This is a genomic window from Hydrogenophaga sp. YM1, from assembly GCF_016903055.1.
Classification (GTDB): Bacteria; Pseudomonadota; Gammaproteobacteria; order Burkholderiales; family Burkholderiaceae_C; genus Hydrogenophaga; species Hydrogenophaga borbori.
The window spans coordinates 598317-621663 of the sequence record NZ_CP070223.1; the positions used below are offsets into that span (position 1 = coordinate 598317).

12 protein-coding genes are annotated in these 23347 nt (G+C 72.0%); 8 read left to right on the top strand and 4 right to left on the bottom strand.

The genetic code is table 11. The annotated features are described in order from the left end of the window. Positions 1-56: 56 nt before the first annotated feature. Positions 57-1151, bottom strand: a complete 1095-nt coding sequence (locus JNX00_RS02945) for a substrate-binding domain-containing protein (RefSeq protein ID WP_070400410.1) — start codon at positions 1149-1151, stop codon at positions 57-59. 236 nt (positions 1152-1387) lie between these two features. On the opposite strand from JNX00_RS02945, the gene JNX00_RS02950 reads away from it, so the two are divergent. The 6 genes from JNX00_RS02950 to JNX00_RS02975 all read left to right on the top strand — a co-directional run bounded on the left by JNX00_RS02950 (position 1388) and on the right by JNX00_RS02975 (position 11281). After that, the gene (locus JNX00_RS02950) at positions 1388-1861 is read left to right on the top strand and encodes a hypothetical protein (RefSeq protein ID WP_204744030.1); all 474 of its coding nucleotides are present in this window, start codon (positions 1388-1390) and stop codon (positions 1859-1861) included. 84 nt (positions 1862-1945) lie between these two features. After that, positions 1946-2428, top strand: a complete 483-nt coding sequence (locus tag JNX00_RS02955) for a hypothetical protein (RefSeq protein ID WP_070400408.1) — start codon at positions 1946-1948, stop codon at positions 2426-2428. Between the two features lie 62 nt (positions 2429-2490). Then, positions 2491-6147, top strand: a complete 3657-nt coding sequence (locus JNX00_RS02960; protein WP_204744031.1) for a hypothetical protein — start codon at positions 2491-2493, stop codon at positions 6145-6147. Between the two features lie 76 nt (positions 6148-6223). Beyond that, entirely contained in the window at positions 6224-7948 is a 1725-nt protein-coding gene (locus JNX00_RS02965; protein ID WP_204744032.1) for an NADH-ubiquinone oxidoreductase-F iron-sulfur binding region domain-containing protein, read from the top strand. Beyond that, on the top strand, positions 7945-10773 hold the full coding sequence (gene fdhF / locus JNX00_RS02970; RefSeq protein ID WP_204744033.1) for a formate dehydrogenase subunit alpha: 2829 nt from the start codon (positions 7945-7947) through the stop codon (positions 10771-10773). The genes JNX00_RS02965 and fdhF overlap by 4 nt, the downstream gene beginning before the upstream one ends. A 70-nt stretch (positions 10774-10843) precedes the next feature. Beyond that, positions 10844-11281 (top strand): universal stress protein, encoded by a 438-nt coding sequence (locus JNX00_RS02975; RefSeq protein ID WP_070400405.1) that lies wholly within the window; start codon positions 10844-10846, stop codon positions 11279-11281. A 23-nt stretch (positions 11282-11304) separates the two neighbouring features. On the opposite strand, the gene JNX00_RS02980 is transcribed toward JNX00_RS02975, so the two are convergent. Next, positions 11305-12411 (bottom strand): ABC transporter substrate-binding protein, encoded by a 1107-nt coding sequence (locus JNX00_RS02980; protein ID WP_204744034.1) that lies wholly within the window; start codon positions 12409-12411, stop codon positions 11305-11307. Between the two features lie 134 nt (positions 12412-12545). Between JNX00_RS02980 and uvrA the strand changes: the two genes are divergently transcribed. Beyond that, complete coding sequence (gene uvrA / locus JNX00_RS02985; protein WP_239478248.1) at positions 12546-18455, top strand: excinuclease ABC subunit UvrA; 5910 nt, start codon at positions 12546-12548, stop codon at positions 18453-18455. 6 nt (positions 18456-18461) lie between these two features. Here the strand turns inward: uvrA and JNX00_RS02990 are convergent, their stop codons facing one another. After that, the gene (locus JNX00_RS02990; RefSeq protein ID WP_204744035.1) at positions 18462-20003 is read right to left on the bottom strand and encodes a hypothetical protein; all 1542 of its coding nucleotides are present in this window, start codon (positions 20001-20003) and stop codon (positions 18462-18464) included. A gap of 164 nt (positions 20004-20167) precedes the next feature. Then, positions 20168-20629 (bottom strand): Lrp/AsnC family transcriptional regulator, encoded by a 462-nt coding sequence (locus JNX00_RS02995; protein WP_204744036.1) that lies wholly within the window; start codon positions 20627-20629, stop codon positions 20168-20170. A 111-nt stretch (positions 20630-20740) separates the two neighbouring features. On the opposite strand from JNX00_RS02995, the gene mdeB reads away from it, so the two are divergent. Next, a complete protein-coding gene (gene mdeB, locus JNX00_RS03000) occupies positions 20741-23323 on the top strand; it encodes an alpha-ketoglutarate dehydrogenase (RefSeq protein WP_204744037.1) in 2583 nt (860 codons plus the stop codon). The last annotated feature ends 24 nt before the right edge of the window (positions 23324-23347 follow it).

A 23347-nucleotide genomic window follows, 5' to 3' on the forward strand; every position in this document is an offset into this window, starting at 1 on the left:
GGGGTCTTCCTCCGATGGGCCAGTAGACGGCGCCCGTGCGCGAGCGTCAAGGCGGCTCAGCCGCCGAAGGCCTCGGCCAGCGTCAGCACGCGGCCGGTCTGCGCCGCCTCGTAGCCCTTGAGCGCCGCCACCCGCGCGCGAAACGCCGGCGAGCGCAGCACCGCCAGCACCGGCCGCAGGCCGGGGCGCTGCGAGGCGTCGGCCGGCACCGCGAAGAAGTAGCGCTCGCGCAGCAGCGGAATGAAGTGCAGGCCGAAGCGGTGCGCCGCCGTCTGCACGCCGATGCCGGCGTCGGCCATGCCGCTGGCCACGTAGGCGGCCACGGCCGCGTGCGTGAACTCGGTGTTGTCGTAGCCCAGCAGCGAGCGCGGCGCGATGCCCTGGCGCTGCAGCAGCAGCTCGATCAGCACGCGCGTGCCCGAGCCCTCGGGCCGGTTCACGAAGCGCAGGCCGGGCCGCGCGAGGTCTTGCAGGCCGCGCAGGCCCAGCGGGTTGCCCGGCGCCACGAACAGGCCCTGCGTGCGCACGGCCAGGTGCACCAGGCGGTGCTGCTCGGGCCGCAGCCAGGCCAGGTAGCGCTGCGCGGCCGCCGCTTCGAATTCGCCCAAGGGCACGTGAAAGCCGGCCAGGTCGCACTCGCCGTGCGCCAGCGCGGCCACGGCCTCCAGGCTGGAGCGGTAGCGCAGCTCCACCGGCACCTGACGCGCCGCCAGCTGCTCGCGCAGCGCGGCCACCGCGAAGCCGTGGCTGGCGTGCAGGCGCGCCACGGCGGGGGCGTGCGGCCGCACGCGGCCCAGCTCGCCTTCGAGCTCCGAGGCCAGGGATTCCAGCAGGGGTTGCAAGCGCGCGCCGATGCGCGCATCGGCCCACACCAGCTTTTCGCCCAGCCCGGTCAAGGCCGAGCCGCGCCCGCGTCCGCGCAGCAGCAGCGGTTCGCCGAACAGGGCCTCGGCCTGGCGCAGCAGGCCCCAGGCGTGGCGGTAGGACAGCCCGGCCTCGCGCCCGGCCTGGGCGATGCTGCCGGTGGCCTGTACGGTGGCCAGCAGTTCGAGCAGGGGGGTGGCGTCGAGCGGGGCGTCGTCCGCGCGGCCCACGCGCCAGCGTGGTTGCAGGCTCACGCGCAGCGGTTCGGGCGGGGGGCGGACGGCCATGGCGCGGCGGCTATGTGAATGGCCGGACATATTAAGCGAGCCGCCGCGCGCGCTGGCCGGTCGAGCGGTGCGGGGGCTGGGCCCTGTGCGTTTCCTGACGTGATGAATTGGTAGAGAACCCGCATCGGCCATCGGGATACCTAAGGTCCGCCTTTTGCATGAATGACGTTCAGGCGTTCGCGAGGAGGGGATGGATGGGCCTCGTGAGCGTTCCGACAACACACAGGACGCCCCGCATGACCGAACCCCGTGCCACCGATTTGCTCGAGCGCTTGTTGAACGCGCTGTCCGAGGAACTGCCCGCCGACCGGCCCCTCGCCCCACCACGGGGCGAGGGGCCGTTTCTCTTCGATGTCGAGATCGCCTCGATGCCCGTGACGCTGCGGTGCGATCCGCGGCATTCGCCGGCCTGCCTCACGGTGGCCTGCCCGCTTGGCCCCGTGCCCGAAGGCGACGCCCTGGCCGAGGCCGCGCTGCGCCAATTGCTGCGCGTGAGCCAGCTCACGGCCGGCTCGGGCACCGTGGCCGGCTACGAGCCGGGCGATCGCCGCCTGCACCTGCTGCACGTGGTGCCCTTGGCCACCGCGAGCGCGCGCCTGCTGCTGGCCACCATGACCGGCCTGGCGCACATGGCGCGGCGCTGGCGGGACGACCACTTCCTGGGTGCCGCGCCCCTGGCCGATGGCTTGAGCGCCAGCCTGCGCGCCTGAACGGCGCGGGCTCTTCGCGCCCGCGCCGGCCTTTGTTCCCTTTGTGCTTCGGCGCCGGCCCGGCCGGCAGGAGGGCGCACGCCCATGCCAACCCCACCACCGACGTTCCGTTTCGCCACGCACGACCCGCGCCGCCTCCTGGTGGATTGGCTGGCGGCCATGCGCTGCGCCTGGTACCCGGTCGAACTCGGCGCCGCGCTGAACCCTTCGCTGGACCCCGGGTCGCTGCTCGCCGCCCAGTGCCGGGTGGGGACCGAGACGGTGCTGCTGCAGCACGACCTGGAGAACCGGCCCGACCACGCGCGCGTGGTCTGCGTGCTGGGACCGCTGCCCGGACGCGATCCGCTGCCGATGCTGCTGAGCCTGCTGCAGGCCAACCTGCTCATCGCCTTGCGGGGCCACGGCGCGGTGCTGGGCCTGGAGGCCAGCGCCGACGCCGTGTGCCTGACGGACGAGCTGTCGCTGGCCGAAGGCGCGGAGGCGGCCTTCCGCGTGCGCCTGCGCCACCTGGCCAGCCAGGCCGCGCGCTGGCGCCAGGGCCAGCTGTTTCCCGAAGCCTGGCCCTGATGCGCCACGCGGGCCGACGCGAGCCCGGTGGCTTCCCGTTCCATTGACCCGCTGGCCTCTCCATGAACCCTTTCACTTCCCAGCCGCCCACGGCATTCCCTCGTCGTCGCTCGGCCTCGGCGCCGGTCGGCACGCTCCACGACCGGCCCAGCGCCCCGGGTGAGCGGCGGGGCGGCGACCCCGCCCAGGCCTCACCGCTGAAGCCCAGCGTCGTCCAGTCGGTGGACGAGCTGCTGGCCGGCGCGGTGTTCGATCCCCAGGCGGTGTTCAACAGCTACTGGACCGGCCAGTGGAATCCCCAGGATCCGCGCGGCAGCCTGTTCGGGCCATTGAAGGGGCCGGCGCTGTACGACGCCGTGGTGCAGGTGCTGCAGGTGGGGCAGGCGAGCCTGCGGACCCAGCGCCACGAGCTGAAGGCGTTCAACAACCTGTTCGAGCCTTTGCTGCACGAGGCCACCGCCGACGCCGAGGCCACCACCGAGCAGCCCGAGCCGCCCGAGCCGCCCGAGCCGCCCGAGCCGCCGCCGTTGGGGTTCCCGGTGCAGGACACGCCGGGCCTGACCGACGCCGGCACCGATGCCGAGCCGGTGGTAGAGGCCTGCTTCCCGCCATGGCCTGCGCGCCAGGCGCCGCTGTCCGACCGGCAGGCGCGGCACACGGTCCACCTGCTGCTCGATCACCGGGAGGGCGCGGACCTGACCGATGCCTGGGATTCGCTGGGCCCGCTGGAGGGGATCGATCGGCTCAGGGCGCTCGACCAAGTCGAGCTCAGCCTGCACGAGCTCCTTGACATGCTCACGATCAGCGACGCCGATGGCCACCGGATCGCCGCCCTCATCGAGGCCATGCGGCAGGGCGTCGAGGTGAAGGAAGAGGACCGGCTGCTCGCGGCCTTGCTCCGGGGCGCGCACCCCGGCGACCGTGAGGCCCCGGCGCCGCTGGACATGGGGGGGCTGATCGGTCGCTTGCGCAAGGGCAAGTTCGGTGAAGGCGACAACGCCGCTCTCATCGAGCTGTTTGGCGGTCGCACCGGCAGCGAGCTCTGGGACGCGATCAACGAGGTGGAGTGCGCTCTGCGCGAAGGCGCGCACTCGGGCGAGCGCACCCCGTTGTCGGAGGACGAGCGCGAAGCGGTGTTGTCCTGCCTCACGGCCTTGCGGCAAGGCCTGCTGCGCGAGAGCCTGTCGACCGCCGCCACCCTCGACGGACTGATCGCCGAGATCGAGCGGTGGCCCGGACCGGGCGAGGCGCCGCCGACCCCGGTGCCCCCATCGGTGCAGCGCGAGCCGGACGCCCTGGGCGCGCTGGGCCAGCTCATCCACCGGGTGGGCGCCTTGCACGGACGCCAGCCTCGGGGGCTGAGCAAACACCCGCATTGGCTCGGCGTGAGGCTCGAGGCTTGCCGGCGGGTGCTGCAACAAGGGGGGGTGGCCGCGCTGCAGCGCCTGCTCGCCCACCTGAGCCCGCCCCAGCAATGGCAGGTGCTGTCGACCCTGGTGGAAGACACGGCGCTGCTGAAGCAGTACCCGGCCCTGTTGGCGCTGGAGGACGACGTCTACCGGCACCGCATCGCCCAGCGACGGGGCGACCAGCCACTGAAGCGCGTGCGCGACTGGTACCGGCTGCTGTCGACCCAGGCCCGGGCCTGGGTGGTGCCGCCCGCCGTGCCCGCGGGCATCGGGGCCGAGGAGTGGGTGCGGGAACTGTGGATCCTGCTGTACCAGCGCCACCCCGAGCCCTCGCGCCAGCGGGCCGAACTGAGCCAGGCCCTGGAGCGCTACCAGCACGCGCTGGGCGTCAAGACGGACCGCGAGCACGCGGCGGCCCTGTGGCTTGATTCGGTGAGAGCGGCGTTGGCGGCGTCGACATCGGGGCATGCGCTGCTGGAGGTGCTGCGCCACCACCTGGGCCTGGACGCGAACGTCGCGCTGGCGCTCATGGCCGCGCTGGCGGAACCGGTGGCGTTCGACGACACCCAGCGGGTCTTGATCCGGCGCGCCGCCGCGATCCTGATGGCCGAGCACGACCACAGCCTGCTCTGCATCGCCTTGCCCTACCACAAGGCCAGGACGCCCCAGCGACTGAACATCTTCTATCCCCGTGCGGCCAGGCCGCACGCCTCGGCGGACACCCTGGACCACCACCAGAAACTGTTGAACCGATGGCGCGAACACGCGCCCCTGGTCGATCAAGACCTCCACCGGGTTCAGGCGTGGCTGTCGGACCCGCCCACCACCCGGACGGGTCCCGACGGGCAGGCCGTCGAACTCACCCCGGGCGAGCAGTGCGACCACCTGCTCTGCGCCATGGCACTGCCCCCCAAGCGCGTGGAGCTGGCGCTGTTGAAGATCGCGCAATCCAGCACGGACCCGGACGGGCGCGACAAGTACCTGCTGGTGCGGCGCCTGCTGTCCGAACTGGTCTACTCCGAACGCAACGACGCCCGCCGCAACCCGCCCATGAGCGCGTCCGCCATCCTGCTGCGCGCGCTGGGGGTGGCCGCCAACGGCGCGCGCGAAGGCGGTGCGCACGGTGTGGCCATGTTCGCGGTGCGCCTGGGCGCGCACTACATGGGCGGCTGGAGTTTTCCGTTGTTGGGTGGGGTCTGCATGGTCCTGTCGCTGTGGGCGCGGTACCACCTCGAACACGCCAAGTCGCCGGACTACCAGCTGAACCCGAGCCCGATCCTGGACAACCTGATCCGGTACGTTCCCGTGCTGAACACGGTGTGCCTGTCGGGACTGCTGCTGTGCACGGGCATCCTGCCGGCGGCGAATGGCCTCGAGCTTCCCTTCGATCTCGGCGAGGCGCTGTACCTCATGAACGTCATGCGCGCGCTGCGCCAGGTCATGCAGAGCGGCACGCAGCCCCTGGCGCGCCTGTTCCGCCTGACCGACGCGCGCGGCGCGGGCCTGCCCGCCCAACTGACCTTCTTCGTGAACTGCGGCCGCGACGCCCTCTACATGGGCAGCTCGATCGGCTTTCTCTTCTTCCTTGGCCGGCACCTTGATGAACAAATGGCCGGATGGGGCGCGCCGCGCTCCACCGGCGACCGGCTGCTGCGGGAGCTGATGAAGACGCTGCCGTCGACGCTGAACGAAATGGTGGACGGCTTCAATCCCGACATCGCCATCCTGTCGGCCCGATGGGTGTCCTGGCTGAAAGGCACCCTGGGGCTGGGCGACGACGACTTCCTGCTGCAACCCGGCGTGCCCCTGCAACCGGCGGCCGTGCCCGCGCACATGGCCGACCACATCGCCGGGCGCAGCGACATCGTCGGCCTGCAGGACCCGTTCAACACCGCGTCGGCGCTGGCGACCCACCTGGAACAGCACGGGCTGGCGCTGTTTTTCAAGTGGGTGGCGGTGGTGCTGAACGGGTTTCTCGGCGCCTTGCGCGGCCGGGAGCTGAGCTACCTGAGGACCACCGACCCCAGGGCCTCGGCGATGGCGCCGCGCGACGGCTTCAACCCCCGGAACCCCGACGGCCTGCTGGTGGCGCTGGCCTACCTGGCGTCCGCGCTCGCCTCCCAGGTGCGTCAGGGGGGTCGCCACCTGGGGCTGTTGCAGGCACCGCCCCCGCAGGTCACGACACAGATGCCGCCTCAGGTGCGAGAGGCGCAGCGCCTCCGGACCCAGACGCTGCTGGCCTCGTCCCGGGGCCGGGACGCCGTGCCCGGCACCCCCCGGACGACCACCGACGACGCCCGCGAGTCGTGAGCCGGTGCCGATCGGCGTTCATATAGGCAACAAAAAACATATTAAGTGCCGTGCATGGTGCTAGCCTGCCGGCACGATGAACCCGCCCCACGACACCCGCGCGGTCATCCCCATCCGCCCGCTGGACCGGCAGGCGCGTGGGGCCGCGCGCCGCACCCCCAAAGGCCGCCAGGTGGCGCCCGCCGCGCGCGAACGCGTGGCCGCGCTGTGCGCCGGCCTGGAGCCGCGCCCCGATCTGCTGATCGAGCACCTGCACCGCCTCAACGACGCCGAGGGCGCCCTGCGCCGGGGCCAGCTCGCCGCGCTGGCCGAGCGCCTGCGCCTGAGCCAGGTCGAGGTCTACGAGGTCGCGAGCTTCTACCACCACTTCCACGTGGTCGACGACGAGGCCGCCGCGCCCGCCACCACCGTGCGCGTGTGCACCAGCCTGGCCTGCGCCATGGCCGGCGGCGAGGACCTGCTGGCCCGCACGCGCGAGGCCTTGGCGGGCCGCGCCGACGTGGCGGTGGAGGAGGCCCCCTGCATCGGCCAGTGCCACCAGGCGCCCGCCGCCTGCGCGGGCCAGCGGCAACTGCCCCAGGCCACGGCCGAGTCCATCGTGGACCACGTGGCGCGCGGCGAGACCGGGCCGCGCCAACTGCCGCACCCGCTGCCCAACGATCTGGCGCAATTGGGGCGCCTGCTGGCGGGTGACCTCACGCCCGAGGGCGTGATCGCCGAACTCAAGGCCGCCCACCTGCGCGGCCTGGGCGGCGCCGGCTTTCCGGCCTGGCGCAAATGGGACACGGTGCGCGCGCAGCCCGGCCCGCGCCACGGCGTGGTCAACATCGACGAGGGCGAGGTCGGCACCTTCAAGGACTGGCTGGTGCTCAGCATGGGCGCGCCGCAGGTGCTGGAAGGCGTGCTGGTCGCGGCCGAGGTGGTGGGCCTGGACCACGTCTGGCTCTACCTGCGCGACGAGTACCACGACCTGCGGCCGATGCTGCAGCGCGAGATCGACGCGCTGGCGCCGCGCCTGCAGGCCCTGCGCGAGCGCTTCCCGCACTACCGGCCGCCGCGCGTCGAGCTGCGGCGCGGCGCGGGCGCCTACATCTGCGGCGAAGAGTCCGCGCTCATCGAGTCCATCGAAGGCCGGCGCGGCCTGCCGCGCCTGAAGCCGCCCATCGTGGCCATGAACGGCGTGTTCGGACGGCCCACGCTGGCGCACAACCTGGAGACCCTGTGGTGGGTCCCCGAGCTGCTGGCGCAGGGCGGGGCGGCCTGGGCCGCGCTGGGTCGGCGCGGGCGCCACGGCCTGCGGCGCTTCTCGGTGTCGGGCCGGGTGAACCGGCCCGGCGTGCACCTGGCGCCGGCGGGCATCACGCTGCGCGAGCTGGTCGACGAGTTCGCGGGCGGCATGCAGGCCGGCCACGAGCTGCGCGCCTACCTGCCCGGCGGCGCCTCGGGCGGCATCCTGCCCGCGTCGCTGGCCGACGTTCCGCTGGACTTCGACACCCTGGCCGAGCACGGCGCCTTCGTCGGCTCCATGGCCGTGGTGGTCATGAGCCAGCACGACAGCGTGCGCGACGCCGCGCTCAACCTCATGCGCTTCTTCGAGATGGAGTCCTGCGGCCAATGCACGCCCTGCCGCGCGGGCACCGGCCAACTGGTGCGCCTGATGCAGGCGCCGCGCTGGGACGCCGAGCGCATGGACGAACTCTCGGCCGTGATGCGCGAGGCCAGCATCTGCGGCCTGGGCCAGGCCGCGCCCAACCCGGTGGACAGCGTGCGCCGCTTCTTCGCCCAGGAGGTGGGCCTGTGAACACGAACGATCTGCCGCGCCACGCCGCGCCGATTGCCTTCACGCTCGACGGCCGCGCGGTGGAAGCCGCGCCCGGCGACAGCCTGCTGGACGCCGCCGAGCGCGCCGGCGTGGTGCTGCCCCGCCTGTGCGCCAGCGAGGGCCTGCGCCCGGCCGGCAACTGCCGCGCCTGTGTGGTCGAGATCGAGGGCGAGCGCGTGCTCGCGCCCTCGTGCTGCCGCGCGCCCACGGCCGGCATGGTGGTCAGGAGCGACACGCCGCGCGCCGCGAACGCGCGCCGCACCGTGCTCGAGCTGCTGCAGGCCGACGCGCCGGCCACCACCGCGCTCAAGCACGACAGCGAACTCGCGCACTGGGCGCGCGAGACCGGCGCGCGCGCCGGCCGCTTCGCGCCGCGCGGCGCCATCGGCGAGGACCTCAGCCACCCGGCCATGGCGGTGAACCGCGACGCCTGCATCCAGTGCACGCGCTGCATCCGCGCCTGCCGCGAGACCCAGGGCAACGACGTGCTGGGCCTGGCCTTTCGCGGCGGCCACGCGCAAATCGTGTTCGACCAGAACGACCCCATGGGCGCCAGCACCTGCGTGGCCTGCGGCGAGTGCGTGCAGGCCTGCCCCACGGGCGCCATCGCGCCGGCCAACGGCGCCTTCGCCAAGCCCTCGCTCCAGCGGGTCGACTCGGTCTGCCCCTTCTGCGGCGTGGGCTGCCAGCTGCGCTACCACGTCGATGAGAGCGGGCGCATCGCGCACGTCGAAGGCATCGCGGGCCCGGCCAACGAGGGCCGCCTGTGCGTCAAGGGCCGCTTCGGCTTCGACTACGCGCACAGCCCCGAGCGCCTCACGCGCCCGCTGATCCGCCGCGCCGACGCGCCCAAGGACCCCACGGCCATCGAACGGCGCGACTGGCGCGAGCTGTTCCGCGAAGCCAGCTGGGACGAGGCCCTGGACGCCGCGGCCGCGGGCTTCCGCGCCGCGCTGGGCGCCACCGCCGCGCGCGGCCGCGCCAGCCCGGTGGCGGGCTTCGGTTCGGCCAAGGGCACGAACGAAGAGGCCTATCTGTTCCAGAAGCTGGTGCGCACCGCCTTCGGCACGCACAACGTCGACCACTGCACGCGCCTGTGCCACGCCTCCAGCGTGGCCGCGCTCATGGAAGGCCTGGGCTCGGGCGTGGTGAGCAACCCGCTGCGCGACGTCGAACACGCCGAGCTGGTGCTGCTGATCGGCGCCAACCCGGCGCAGAACCACCCCGTGGGCGCGACCTGGATCAAGAACGCCATCCGCCGCGGCACGCGCCTGGTGCTGGCCGATCCGCGGCGCACCGAACTCGCGCGCCACGCCTGGCGCTACCTGGGCTTCTCGCCCGGCAGCGACGTGGCCCTGCTCAACGCCATGCTGCACGTGATCGTGGCCGAGGGCCTCACCGACCCCGCCTACATCGCCGCGCACACGCGCGACTTCGACGCCGTTCAGGCCCACGTCGCGGCCTTCACGCCCGAGGCCATGGCGCCGGTCTGCGGCATCGAGCCCGAGGCGATCCGCGAGGTCGCGCGCGCCTTCGCCACCGCCAAGAGCGCCATGATCCTCTGGGGCATGGGCGTGAGCCAGCACGCGCACGGCACCGAGAACGCGCGCGCGCTGATCGCGCTCTCGCTGATCACGGGTCAGATCGGCCGGCCTGGCACCGGCCTGCACCCCTTGCGCGGCCAGAACAACGTGCAGGGCGCGAGCGACGCCGGCCTCATTCCCATGGTGCTGCCCGACTACGCGCGCGTCAACGACGCCTCGGCGCGCGAGCGCGCCGAGGCCCTGTGGCGCCTGGCGCCCGGCACCCTGGGCGCCGAGCCCGGGCTCACCGTGGTCGAGATCATCGAGGCCGCCTACCGCGGCGACATCAGCGCCATGCTGGTCCAGGGCGAGAACCCGGCCATGAGCGACCCCGATGCCGCGCACGCGCGCGCGGCGCTCGCGGGACTGAAGCACCTCGTGGTGCAGGACATCTTCCTCACCGAGACCGCCGCGCTGGCCGACGTGGTGCTGCCCGCCACCGCCTGGCCCGAGAAGACCGGCAGCGTGACCAACACCGACCGCTGCGTGCAGCTGGGCCGCAAGGCCGTGGCCTCGCCCGGCGAGGCGCGCGCCGACGCCTGGATCACCGAGCAACTGGCCCGCCGCCTGGGCCTGGGCTGGGGCTACGGCATCGCGCCCGACGGCTCGGGCACCGGCGACGGCGCGCAGGGCATCGGCGCCGTGTACGAGGAGATGCGCGCGCTCATGCCCAGCATCGCCGGCCTGTCGTGGCCGCGCCTGTGGCGCGATGGCGCGGTGACCTATCCCGTGAGCGACGAGCAGGACCCGGGCCAGCCCGTGGTCTTCACCGAGGGCTTTCCCATGCCCGAGGGCCGCGCGCGCCTGGTGCCCGCCGCGCTGGTGCCGCCGGCCGAGCGGCCCGACGGCGAGTACCCGCTGGTGCTCATCACCGGCCGCCAGCTGGAGCACTGGCACACCGGCAGCATGACGCGGCGCAGCGCGGTGCTCGACGCGATCGAGCCCAGCCCGGTGGTGAGCCTGAACCCCGCCACCGCCGAGCGCCTGGGCCTGCGCGCGGGCGCGCTGGCGCGCGTGCGTTCGCGGCGCGGCGCCATCGCCCTGCCGGTGCGCGTCGACGACGCGATGCCGCCCGACACGGCCTTCATCCCCTTCGCCTACGCCGAGGCGGCGGCCAACCTGCTCACCAACCCCGCGCTCGATCCGCTGGGCAAGATCGCCGAACTCAAGTACTGTGCGGTGGACGTGCGGCCCGCGGCGCACGAGGCGGCGTCGGCTTGACCCGCCTCAAGCCCCGGGCCGCGACCCTGGCCCATCATGGGCCATCGATCCGCGACCACAGGAGGCCCGCATGTTCAAGAAGATCCTCGTTCCCACCGACGGCTCCGAGGTGGGGCACCAAGCCGCCGCCACGGCGGCCCAGATGGCCAGCGAGTCGGGCGGGCAGGTGGTGGGCGTGTACGTCATCGACCCCTTCCCCTACATCGGCATCGGCGACGCCTCGGCCGTGGGCCTGCAGGCCTACCTAAGCGATGCCAAGCGCGTGGCCGGCGACGCGCTGGACAGCGTGGCCAACGCCTGCCGCGCGAAGAACGTGCCGTTCGCGGGTGACACCATCGAGCGCAACCTGGTGTGGGAGGGCATCCTGGAAACCGCCAAGGCCGAGGGCTGCGACCTGATCGTGATGGGCTCGCACGGCCGCCAGGGCGTCAAGGCCCTGATCCTGGGCAGCGTCGCGCAGAAGGTGCTGACGCACGCGCACATCCCGGTGCTGATCGTCAAGGGCTGAGAAGCGCGGAGCGGCGCCCCGGCTCAGCGCCGGAAGCGCCCGCTGGCGTCGATGATGGACAGGTCGGCGAAGTCCAGCCCGGTGTGGTTGCCCGGGCTGTAGCTCACGGTCAGGCCGCCCAGGTCGTAGCGCGACAGGCCCTCCAGCGCGTCGCGCAGCTTCTGCGGTGTCGGCTTGGGGCCGGCGCGGCGCAGGCCCTCCACCACCACCTTGGCACCGGCGAAGCCTTCCATCATGGCGGGCGACACACCCGCCAGGCCCTTGGCCTTGGCCAGGTCCTGGGCTTCCTTGATCAACGGGTAGCTCACCGAGCGCTCGTTGGGGAAGACCTGGGTCACGATCACGCCGCGCGCGTGCTCGCCCAGCAGCTGGATGAAGCCGTCCGAGGCGTTGTTCGACAGCGTCACCACCTGGGCGCGCGATCCCGCCGCGCGCAGCGCCTTCACCGCGTTGGCGGTGTTGCCGGCCGAGGCGATCACCATCACCGCGTGCGCCTGCCGCTGGGCGATCTCGGCCGCCACGGCGCTGTAGTCGGGCTTGTCGCGCGGCGTCTTCTGGCGCAACACCGGTTCCAGCTTGGCCTTGGCGAAACCCTGCATCGCGCCGGCCGCGCTGTCGGCGCCGAAGGAGTCGTCGGTCTCGATGATGGCGATGCGGTTCTGGCCGATGCTGGCCAGGTGTTCGACGGCGCGCGCGGCCTCGCGCTGGTAGGTGGCGCGCACGTTGAACACCCAGGGGTTGACCGGCTGGTGCAGCACCATGGCGCCGGTGCTGGGCGCCACCAGCGGCACCTGGTGCTCGGCCAGCAGCGGCAGCAGCGCCTCGGAGTGCGGCGTGCCCCGGTTGAGGAACAGGGCCAGCACGCCGCGCTGGGTGATCAGCTCGCGCGCGACCTGCACCGTTACCTTGGGGTCGAACTTGTCGTCGACCGAGATCAGTTCGATCTTCTCGCCGTGCACGCCGCCGCGCGCGTTCACGGCGTCGAAGTACAGCCGCGCGCCTTCGGTGTTTTCCTTGACCCCGGCGGCCACCGAGCCGCTGAAGCCCGAGGGCTGGCCGATGCGCAGCTGGGCGTGCGCCTGTGCGAGGAGGATGGTCAGGGCGATGGCGACGAGCAGGCGGTGCCTCATCTTTGTCTCCATTTGTAATGGCGCGCGATTCTGCGCAGAGGCTCCCCCGGAAGGACAGTGTGGAAATGACGTAGGGCGCGGCAGCGGTCGCGGGCGGTCCCTAGAATCTTCCGCTTCCCGCTCAGGAGCCCTGCATGTCCGACGATCGCCGCCCCGACCTCTCCACCCCGGCCGAACCCGATGAACGGGCGGCCGATGGGGGCGGCGCCGAGGGCCTGATCCGCATCCGCGGCGCGCGCCAGCACAACCTCAAAGGCCTGGACCTGGACATCCGCACCGGCGAACTGACCGTGGTGACCGGGCCCAGTGGTTCGGGCAAGTCCAGCCTGGTGTTCGACACCCTGTTCGCCGAGGGCCAGCGGCGCTACGTGGAAACCTTCAGCGCCTACGCGCGGCAGTTCCTGGACCGCATGGACAAGCCGGCGGTGGACCGCGTGGAGGGCGTGCCGCCCGCGATCGCCATCGACCAGACCAACCCGGTGCGGTCCTCGCGCTCGACCGTGGGCACCATGACCGAGCTCAACGACCACCTCAAGCTGCTGTTCGCGCGCGGCGCCGAGCTGTTCGACCGCGAGACCGCGCTGCCGGTGCGGCACGACTCGCCCGAGACCATCGCGGCCGAGCTGCGGCGGCGCGCCGAGGCGCAAGGGGACCCCCGGCTGGTGCTGACCTTCCCGGTGGAGCTGCCCGCCAACACCACGCCCGAGGAAATCGAGCAGTGGCTCTCGGCCAGCGGCTACACCCGCGTGCAGGCCGAGCGCACCGTGCAGCGCGAGGCGAAGGAAGAGGCGCCCGCCGCCAAAGGGGCGAAGAAGGCCAAGCCGGTGATCGAGGCCGTGAAGCTGCTCGATGTGGTGGCCGACCGTTTCCGTGTCGCCGGCGCCGAACCCGCACGCGTGATGGAGGCCATCGAGACCGGCCTCAAGCGCGGCGGCGGCCGGCTCACCGTGTACGTCCTGAAGGACGAGGGTGAGCCCGAGATCTGGAAATTCTCGACCGGCCTGCACTGCCCCGAGAGCGACATCCGCTACAGCGAGCCCGCGCCGTCCATGTTCTCGTTCAACTCGCCGGTGGGCGCCTGCGACAGCTGCCGCGGCTTCGGCCGCGTGATCGGCGTCGACTACGGCCTGGTGATCCCGAACGACAAGCTCACGCTGCGCAACGGCGCCATCAAGGTGTTCCAGACGCCGGCCTGGAAGGAATGCCAGGACGACCTGATGCGCCACGCCGAGGCGGCCGGCATTCCGCGCGACACGCCCTGGGCCAAGCTCACGCCCGAGCAGCAGGCCTGGGTGAAGAACGGTTCGCCACAGTGGAACGGCAAGTGGAACCAGCACTGGTATGGCGTGGGCCGCTTCTTCGAGTACCTGGAAAGCAAGGCCTACAAGATGCACATCCGCGTGCTCTTGTCCAAGTACCGCAGCTACACCGAGTGCCCGGTGTGCCGCGGCGCGCGCCTCAAGACCGACAGCCTGCTCTGGCGCGTGGGCACGGCGGCGCAGGCCGACGCGGTGCTGGCGCCCTCGCAGCGCTACCTGCCCGCCGGCGTGAAGTGGTCGCGCGCGCAACTCGAGGCGCTGCCCGGCCTGTGCCTGCACGACCTCATGCTCATGCCGCTGACGGACCTGCGGCGCTTCTTCGATTCCATCGTGCCCGCGCAGGCGGGCAGCACGGGCGAGCAGCAGGCGCTCAAGCTGCTGCTGGAAGAAATCAACACCCGCATCCGCTACCTCTGCGAGGTCGGCATTGGCTACCTCACGCTGGACCGCCAAAGCCGCACGCTCAGCGGCGGCGAGGTGCAGCGCATCAACCTCACCACGGCGCTGGGCACCTCGCTGGTCAATACGCTGTTCGTGCTCGACGAGCCCAGCATCGGCCTGCACCCGCGCGACATGGCGCGCATCGTCGACGCCATGAAGCGCCTGCGCGACGCCGGCAACACCCTGGTGGTGGTGGAGCACGACCCGGCCGTCATGCTCGCGGCCGACCGCCTGATCGACATGGGCCCCGGCCCGGGCGAGCGCGGCGGGCGCATCGTGTTCGACGGCACGCCGGCGCAGATCCGCTCGGCCGACACGCTCACCGGTGCCTACCTGGGCGCGCGCAAGACCATCGGCATGGGCTTCAAGCGCGCCGTCACCGACAGCACGCCGCGCCTCATCCTGGAAGGCGCGCGCGAGCACAACCTGAAGAACGTGTCGGTGGAGTTCCCGCTGCAGCGCCTCGTGGTGATCACCGGTGTGTCGGGCTCGGGCAAGTCCACGCTGATCCAGGACGTGCTGGCGCCTGCGCTCATGCGCCACTTCGGCCAGAGCACCGAATCGCCCGGCGCGCACGACCGCCTGCTCGGCGCCGAGCAGCTGGCCGACGTGGTCTTCGTCGACCAATCGCCCATCGGCAAGACCGCGCGCTCCAACCCGGTGAGCTACGTCGGCGCCTGGGACGCCATCCGCGCGCTGTTCGCCGACGCGCCGCTGGCGCGCCAGCGCAGCTACACGCCGGCCAAGTTCAGCTTCAACAGCGGCGACGGCCGCTGCCCCACCTGCGGCGGCTCGGGCTTCGAGCACGTGGAGATGCAGTTCCTCTCCGACGTCTACCTTCGCTGCCCCGATTGCGACGGCAAGCGCTACCGGCCCGAAATCCTGGAGGTGAAGATCGACCGCGGCGGCCGGATGCTGAGCGTGGCCGACACGCTGGAGCTCACCGTCAACGAAGCGGCCCAGCTGTTCGCGCACGACCGCGAGGTGATCCGCGCGCTGCAGCCCATCGTGGACGTGGGCCTGGAGTACGTGAAGCTGGGCCAGCCCGTGCCCACGCTCTCGGGCGGCGAGGCGCAGCGCCTCAAGCTCGCGGGCTTCCTGGCCGAGGCCGCCAAGTCCGCGAGCGCCAGCCGCCAGGCCGTGTCGCGCAAGGGCACGCTGTTCCTGTTCGACGAGCCCACCACCGGCCTGCACTTCGACGACATCGCCAAGCTCATGCGCTCGCTGCGCAAGCTGTTGGACGCCGGCCACTCGCTGGTGGTGATCGAGCACAACCTGGACGTGATCCGCGCCGCCGACTGGCTGGTCGACCTGGGTCCCGAGGGCGGCGCGGGCGGCGGCGCCGTGGTGGCCGAGGGCCCGCCCGAGCAGGTGCGCGAGCACCCCACGAGCCACACCGCGCTGGCCTTGCGCGAGTACGCGGCGGCCATGGACCCGGTGCACGCGGTGGGCGAGGCACCGGCGCCGTACCGCGCGCGCGCCACCGCGCGCCGCGCGCCGCGCGACGAAGCCATCCGCATCGTCAACGCCAAGGAGCACAACCTCAAGCAGCTCAGCGTGGACATCCCGCGCGGCAAGTTCAACGTCATCTCGGGCGTGAGCGGTTCGGGCAAGAGCACGCTGGCCTTCGACATCCTGTTCAACGAAGGCCAGCGCCGCTACCTGGAAAGCCTCAACGCCTACGCGCGCAGCATCGTGCAGCCGGCGGGCCGGCCCGAGGTGGACGCGGTGTACGGCATCCCGCCCACGGTGGCCATCGAGCAGCGCCTGTCGCGCGGCGGGCGCAAGAGCACGGTGGGCACCACCACCGAGGTCTGGCATTTCCTGCGCCTGCTCTACGTGAAGCTGGGCACCCAGCACTGCGTGCACGACGGCGCGGCCGTGAAGCCGCAGAGCGCCGACAGCATCGCGGCCGCCATCCTGCGCAAGCACGCGGGCCGGCACGTGGGCCTGCTGGCGCCGCTGGTGGTCAACCGCAAGGGCGTGTACACCGAACTGGCCGACTGGGCGCGCCCGCGCGGCTTCAGCCACCTGCGCGTGGACGGCGACTTCCTGCCCACCACCGGCTTCCCGCGCATCGACCGCTTCAAGGAACACACCATCGAACTGCCGGTGGCCGATTTCGTGGTGAACCCGGCCGACGAAGCGCAGCTGCGCCGCGAACTGGCGAAGGCGCTGGAGCACGGCAAGGGCATCCTGCACCTGCTGCACCCGCTCGACGGACTGAAAGAGGCCATCGCCGAGGGCCGCCCCACGCGCGATATCGGCGCCGTGGAGGTGTTCAGCACCGCGCGCGCCTGCCCGGTGTGCAGCACCAGCTACCCCGAGCTGGACCCGCGCCTGTTCTCCTACAACAGCAAGCACGGCTGGTGCCCCGACTGCGTGGGCACGGGCGTGAAACTCTCGCGCGAGCAGCGCAAGGCGCTCGACGATTCGGTGCGCGACGCCGACGAAAAAGGCCGCGAACAGAGCTTCGCCGAGCCCGAGGTGGAAGGCGTGGGCGACGAGGCCTGCCCGACCTGCGAAGGCTCGCGCCTCAATGCGCAGGCGCGCGCCGTGCGCTTCGGCGGTGTGGCCATCACCGACATCGCGCGCCTGTCGGTGAGCGAGGTGCGGCAATGGGTGCGCGGTCTCATGGACGGGGCGGCGGTCGATCCGGCGCCGGGCCGCCCCCAGCCGGATCAGCCCTCTCAGGGGGCAGCGACCCGCGCCAGCGGCGCAGCGTGGGGGCCGCTGTCCGCACGCGAGGCCGATATCGCGCGCGACCTGCTGCCCGAGATCGAGAGCCGCCTGGCCTTCCTGGAGCAGGTGGGCCTGAACTACCTCACCCTGGACCGTGGCGCGCCCACGCTCAGCGGCGGCGAGGCGCAGCGCATCCGCCTGGCGGCCCAGCTCGGCAGCCATTTGCAGGGCGTGTGCTACGTGCTCGACGAGCCCACCATCGGCCTGCACCCGCGCGACAACCAGATCCTGCTCGACGCGCTGCACCAGCTCGGCCACCAGGGCAACACCCTGGTGGTGGTGGAGCACGACGAGGACACCATCCGCCGCGCCGACCACGTCATCGACATCGGCCCCAGCGCCGGCAAGCGCGGCGGTCGTGTGGTGGCGCAGGGCTCGGTGGCGGACCTGTCGGCCAACCCCGAATCGGTGACCGGCCGCTACCTGCTGCACGCCATGAAGCACCCGCTGCAGGCGCGCCGCGCCATGCCGGCGGACATGGACGCGCTCGACCTGCGCGGCGCCGCGCTGCACAACCTGCAGCGGCTCGACGTGAAGGTGCCGCTCAAGCGCCTGGTGGTGGTCACCGGCGTGAGCGGTTCCGGCAAGAGCACGCTCGCGCGCGACGTGCTGCTCACCAACGTCGCGGCGGCGGTGTCCATGCGCGCCACGGCGGCCGGCAAGAAGGCCTGGGAGAAGGGCGAGCGGCCCGCCTGGTCGGGCTGCGAACGCCTGATCGGCAGCGAGGCCGTGGACCGCGTGCTCGAGGTGGACCAGACGCCCATCGGCAAGACGCCGCGCTCCTGCCCGGCCACCTACATCGGTTTCTGGGACACGGTGCGCAAGCTCTTCGCCGATACCCTGGAGGCCAAGGCGCGCGGCTACGGTCCGGGCCGCTTCAGCTTCAACACCGGCGAAGGCCGCTGCCCCAGCTGCGAAGGCCAGGGCGTGCGCACCATCGAGATGAGCTTCCTGCCCGACGTGAAGGTGCCCTGCGAAACCTGCCACGGCGCGCGCTTCAACCCCGAGACCCTGGCCGTCACCTGGAAGGGCAAGAGCATCGGCGACGTGCTGCAGATGGAGGTGGACGAGGCGGTGGAGTTCTTCGCCTCCATGCCCGCCATCGCCCACCCGCTGCAGCTGCTCAAGGACGTGGGCCTGGGCTACCTCACGCTGGGCCAGCCCTCGCCCACCCTGTCGGGCGGCGAGGCGCAGCGCATCAAGCTCGTCACCGAACTGAGCAAGGTGCGCGACGAGGTGGGCCGGCGCGGCCAGAAGGCACCGCACACGCTCTACGTGCTGGACGAACCCACGGTGGGCCTGCACATGGCCGACGTGGAGAAGCTGATCCGCGTGCTGCACCGCCTGGTGGACGGTGGCCACAGCGTGGTGGTGATCGAGCACGACCTGGACGTCATGGCCGAGGCCGACTGGATCATCGACCTGGGCCCCGAGGGGGGCGCCGGCGGGGGCCGCGTGGTGGCCGCCGCCGCGCCCGAAGCCGTGGTGGCCGCGGGCACGCACACGGGCAAGGTGCTGGGGCCGGTGCTGGCGCGGAACTGACCTGCGTCAGCGCTGTTCGCAAGTGGGCGAACCGCAGGCGGTCTGACAGGCCTGCCGCACCTGCTGGAAGCGGTCGGCGGCATTACAGGCGTAGGTCTGCGCGAAGTCGATCATCGCGGTGCGGCACTGCGGCGTGCGGTAGCGCAGAGGCACGCTGCCTTGCACGCCCGACGGGCAGGTGAACTGATGGTTCTCGCTCTTGAATGCCGGACCAATGGGGGCCTGGGCCTGGGCCTGGGCCGCGGCGCGTGGCGCGGTCTGTTGCTGCGCCTGCGCGATGCCGCCAGCGCGGCCGTCGCTGAGCACGTCGGCCACGCCACCGCCCACGATCCGGGCGACCTGACCGGGATCGGCTCCCGAACCAGCCGCGATGCCGCCCACGGTGGCCAGCCCGGCGATGGCCATGGCCTGGCCAAAAAAGCCGCTGTCCGACGACTGGCTGGGCCCCGTGGCGCGTTGTGTCCGTCGTTGTTCACGTTGCGCCATCCGCTGTGCATGCTCCTGTCGCACGCGCTCGGTGTGACCGATCATCTGATGCGGCAGTTCGCCCTGGCTGTTGCGGATCGTCGGGTCCGCGCCGGCTTCGAGCAGGTAGTTGATCAGCGCCTGGTTCACGGTGCCGTTCTGGCCCAGATAAGCGTTGTGCAGTGGCGTCGTGTCGTGTCGTGCGAGTTCGTGTCCCGCGCTGAGCACGCGCGTGGCACGGGCATTGACGTCGGCGCCGGCGGCCACCAGCAGGCGGGCGCTGGCCACTGCCCGGGTGCCGTCGCGTTCGCGCTCGGGGTTGCTGGGCGATGTGTCGCGCAAGCCCAGGATGTGCAGCATGGTGTAGTCGACCTGGTAGGCGAAGTAGGGCACGTCCTGGGACCGGGACACGCGCCAGTCGGGGTCGGAGCTGAAGCGTTGATTCGGGTCCAGGCCGTGGCGCAGCGCCGCCTCGAGCATGGCGGGCTCGGCGAAGGCGGCCACCATGCGCGGCAGCGGCTCCGACAGGGGGCGTGGCCGCAGTGGGATGCGCGCTCCCATGGACACCAGGCGGTCGGCCAGGGCCGGGTCCTGCCCAACGATCAGCGCCGCGTACAGGGCCTCGTCGAGCGCCGCCTGGTCCGCGAAGCGCAGTCCGTGTTCGAGCAGCAGAGCCAGGGCGGCGTCGCTGCGCGCGAACTGATGGGTGGGGACCACCCGGCGCCCACTGTGATCTCCCTGGACTTTCGGTGACAGCAGGACGAGGGCGTCGGCCAGGCGCGCCGGGCTGGGGCCGTCGTCGGGTCTCTCGAGTTGCGCCAGTTGCTGGTACGGCAGCGTGCGATACGGGCTGGCGCCAGCGATCAGCGCGGCGCGCGCGAGATCGAGGCGCTGGTCCCACAGGCCGACGACCAGTGCGTTGTCGCGCAAATCGGCGTCGCCGCTCAAGCGGCCGGTGATCGACGCGTCGTCGGTGTTGTGTCTGAGCGCGCGCAGTCCGCCGGTGTTGTTCGTGGGGATGGTTTCGCAGCCGACAAGCAGGCTGGTGGCGAGAAGGAGCGTGAGGGTGAGCAAGCCTTGCATCGGGCCATGATAGGAGTGGCGAGGCGACAGCGGCCGTCGCGAAGGGGATCGACGGCAGCGCATTGCGGCCCAGCGTGCCCGCCCGAGGCGCGAGAGCCGGTGATCGGCGGGCCTGAGCCGCACCAGGCGATTCACGCCCATCCCTCGCGTGAGGGGCCATGGTCTCAGCTGCGCGGCAGCGGCAGCGCGGTCTTGTAGCGCACCTGCTTGAGCGCGAAGCCCGAGCGGATTTTTTCCACCTCGGGCATGGGCGAGAGGCGTTCGAGGATGAAGCGCTCCAGCGCGCCGATGTCGGGCACCACCACGCGCAGCAGGTAGTCGGAGTCGCCCGTCATCAGGTAGCACTCCATCACCTCGTCGAGGTCGGCGATGCGCTGCTCGAAACGCGCCAGGGCCTCCTTGCTCTGCGTGGTCAGGCTGATGCTGATGAACACGTTGAGACCCAAACCCAGGCGCGCCGCGTCGGCCAGGGCCACGTACTGGCGGATCACGCCCGATTGCTCCAGCGCCTTCACGCGCGCCAGGCAGGGCGAGGGCGAGAGGCCCACGCGCTGGGCCAGGGCCACGTTGGACAGGGAGCCGTCGCGTTGCAGCTCGTCGAGAATCCGGCGATCAAGGGCGTCCATGGCGGTTTGTGCTGTCAGTTGATGAAATGGCGGCATTATTTGCTGTCGCCGGGACAGGTGGCGAGCGTTTCGGCAGCACATGCCGGGGCCGCAGGGCTAGAGTGCCGCGCCATGAACCCCCACGACCTCATCTCCCAGGACCCGGACCCGCAGGAAACCGCCGAGTGGCAGGACGCCTTCCTGTCGCTGCTGCAGACCCAGGGGCCCTCGCGCGCCCGCCAGATGCTCGATGGGTTGGTGGCGCTGGCGCGGCGCGAGCGCGTGGGCTGGCGGCCGCGGTTGAACACGCCCTACGTGAACACCATCGCGGCCGAGCAGCAGCCCCCGTTCCCGGGCGACCTCGCCATCGAGGAGCGCCTGGCCTCGCTGATGCGCTGGAACGCCCTGGCCATGGTGGTGCGCGCCAACCAGGCCCACGGCGAGCTGGGCGGGCACATCGCCAGCTACGCCAGCGCGGCCGACCTGTTCGAGACCGGCTTCAACCACTTCTTTCGCGCGCGCAGCGAATCGCACGGCGGCGACCTGGTGTTCTTCCAGCCGCACAGCGCGCCCGGCGTGTACGCGCGCGCCTTTCTCGACGGTCGCCTGAGCGAGCACGACCTCATGCACTACCGCCAGGAGATCGCCGCGCCCGGCCAGGGGGCGCGCGGGCTGTCCAGCTATCCGCACCCCTGGCTCATGCCCGACTTCTGGCAGTTCCCCACGGGCTCCATGGGCATCGGCCCCATCAGTTCGATCTACCACGCGCGCTTCATGCGCTACCTCGCGCACCGTGGCCTGCTGGACACCGGCGGGCGCACCGTGTGGGGCGTGTTCGGCGACGGCGAGATGGACGAGCCCGAGAGCATGAGCGCGCTCACCCTGGCCGCGCGCGAGACGCTCGACAACCTGGTGTGGGTGGTCAACTGCAACCTGCAGCGGCTGGACGGCCCGGTGCGTGGCAACGATCGCATCATCGACGAGCTGGAGCGCCTGTTCGCGGGCGCGGGCTGGAACGTCATCAAGCTGCTGTGGGGCAGCGACTGGGACGGCCTGTTCGCGCGCGATCCCGGCGGTGCGCTGGCGCAGGCCCTGGGCGACACGGTGGACGGCCAGATGCAGACCTTCGCCGCCAAGGACGGCCGCTTCAACCGCGAGAATTTCTTCGGCCAGAACCCGGCGCTGGCCGCGCTGGTGCAGGGCCTGAGCGACGAGCAGATCGATCGCCTCAAGCGCGGCGGGCACGACCTGGTGAAGATCCACGCCGCCTACGCCGCCGCCGTGGCGCACCGAGGCCAGCCCACGGTGATCCTGGCGCACACCAAGAAGGGCTACGGCATGGGCGCGGCCGGCCAGGGCCGCATGACCACGCACAGCCAGAAGAAGCTCGACGCCGACGAGCTGCTGGCCTTTCGCGACCGCTTCGCGCTACCGCTGAGCGACGAGCAGGCCACGGGCCTGGCCTTCTACAAGCCGGCCGAAGACAGCGCCGAGCTGCGCTACCTGCGCGAACGCCGCGCCGCCCTGGGCGGCGCCCTGCCGCGGCGCGAGACCGCGTGCCAGCCGGTGCCCGTGCCCGCTGTCGAGGCCTATGCGGGCTTTGCGCTGAACGCTGGCGGCAAGGAGATGAGCACCACCATGGCCTTCGTGCGGTTGCTGGGCAACCTGCTCAAGGACAGCGCGCTGGGCCCGCGCATCGTGCCCATCGTGGCCGACGAGGCGCGCACCTTCGGTATGGCCAACCTGTTCAAGCAGGTCGGCATCTACAGCAGCGTGGGCCAGCGCTACGCGCCGGAGGACATCGGCTCGGTGCTGAGCTACCGCGAGGCGCTGGACGGGCAGATCCTCGAGGAGGGCATCAGCGAGGCCGGCGCCATCGCCAGCTGGACGGCCGCGGCCACCAGCTACAGCGTGCACGGCCTGGCCATGCTGCCCTTCTACATCTACTACTCGATGTTCGGCTTCCAGCGCGTGGGCGACGCCATCTGGGCCGCGGCCGACCAGCGCGCGCGCGGCTTCCTGCTGGGCGCCACCTCGGGCCGCACCACCCTGGGCGGCGAGGGCCTGCAGCACCAGGACGGCAGCAGCCACCTGGTGGCCGCGACCATCCCCAACTGCAAGGCCTACGACCCGGCCTTCGCTGGCGAGCTGGCGCTCATCGTCGACGCCGGCCTGCGCGAGATGCTGGTGGCGCAGCGCGACGTTTTCTACTACCTCACGCTGATGAACCAGAACTACGCCCAGCCCGACCTGCCAGCCTCGGCGCGCGAGGGCGTGCTCAAGGGTGGCTACGTCTTCGGCCGCGTCGGGCCGGTGGACGGCGCGCCGCTCACGCTGCTGGGCTCGGGCGCCATCCTCACCGAGGTGCAAGGCGCGGCCGAGCGGCTGGCGCAGCAAGGGTTTTGCGTGCACCTGTGCAGCATCACCAGCTGGAGCGAACTCGCGCGCGAGGCCCAGGCCGCCGAGGCCGAGGGGCGAGACGCATGGTTGCACCAGATGCTGGCCGACACCGCCGGCCCGGTGCTGGCCGCCAGCGACTATGTGCGCGCCGTGCCCGAGGCGCTGCGCGCCTGGCTGCCGCCCGGCCGGGCCTACCGCACCCTGGGCACCGACGGCTTCGGCCGCAGCGACACGCGCGCGGCGCTGCGCGCGTTTTTCCAGGTGGACGCGGCCAGCATCGCCGAGGCGGCGCGGCGCGCAGGGGCGGCGGGCTGAAGGCCTTGCGGGTTCAACTGGCCG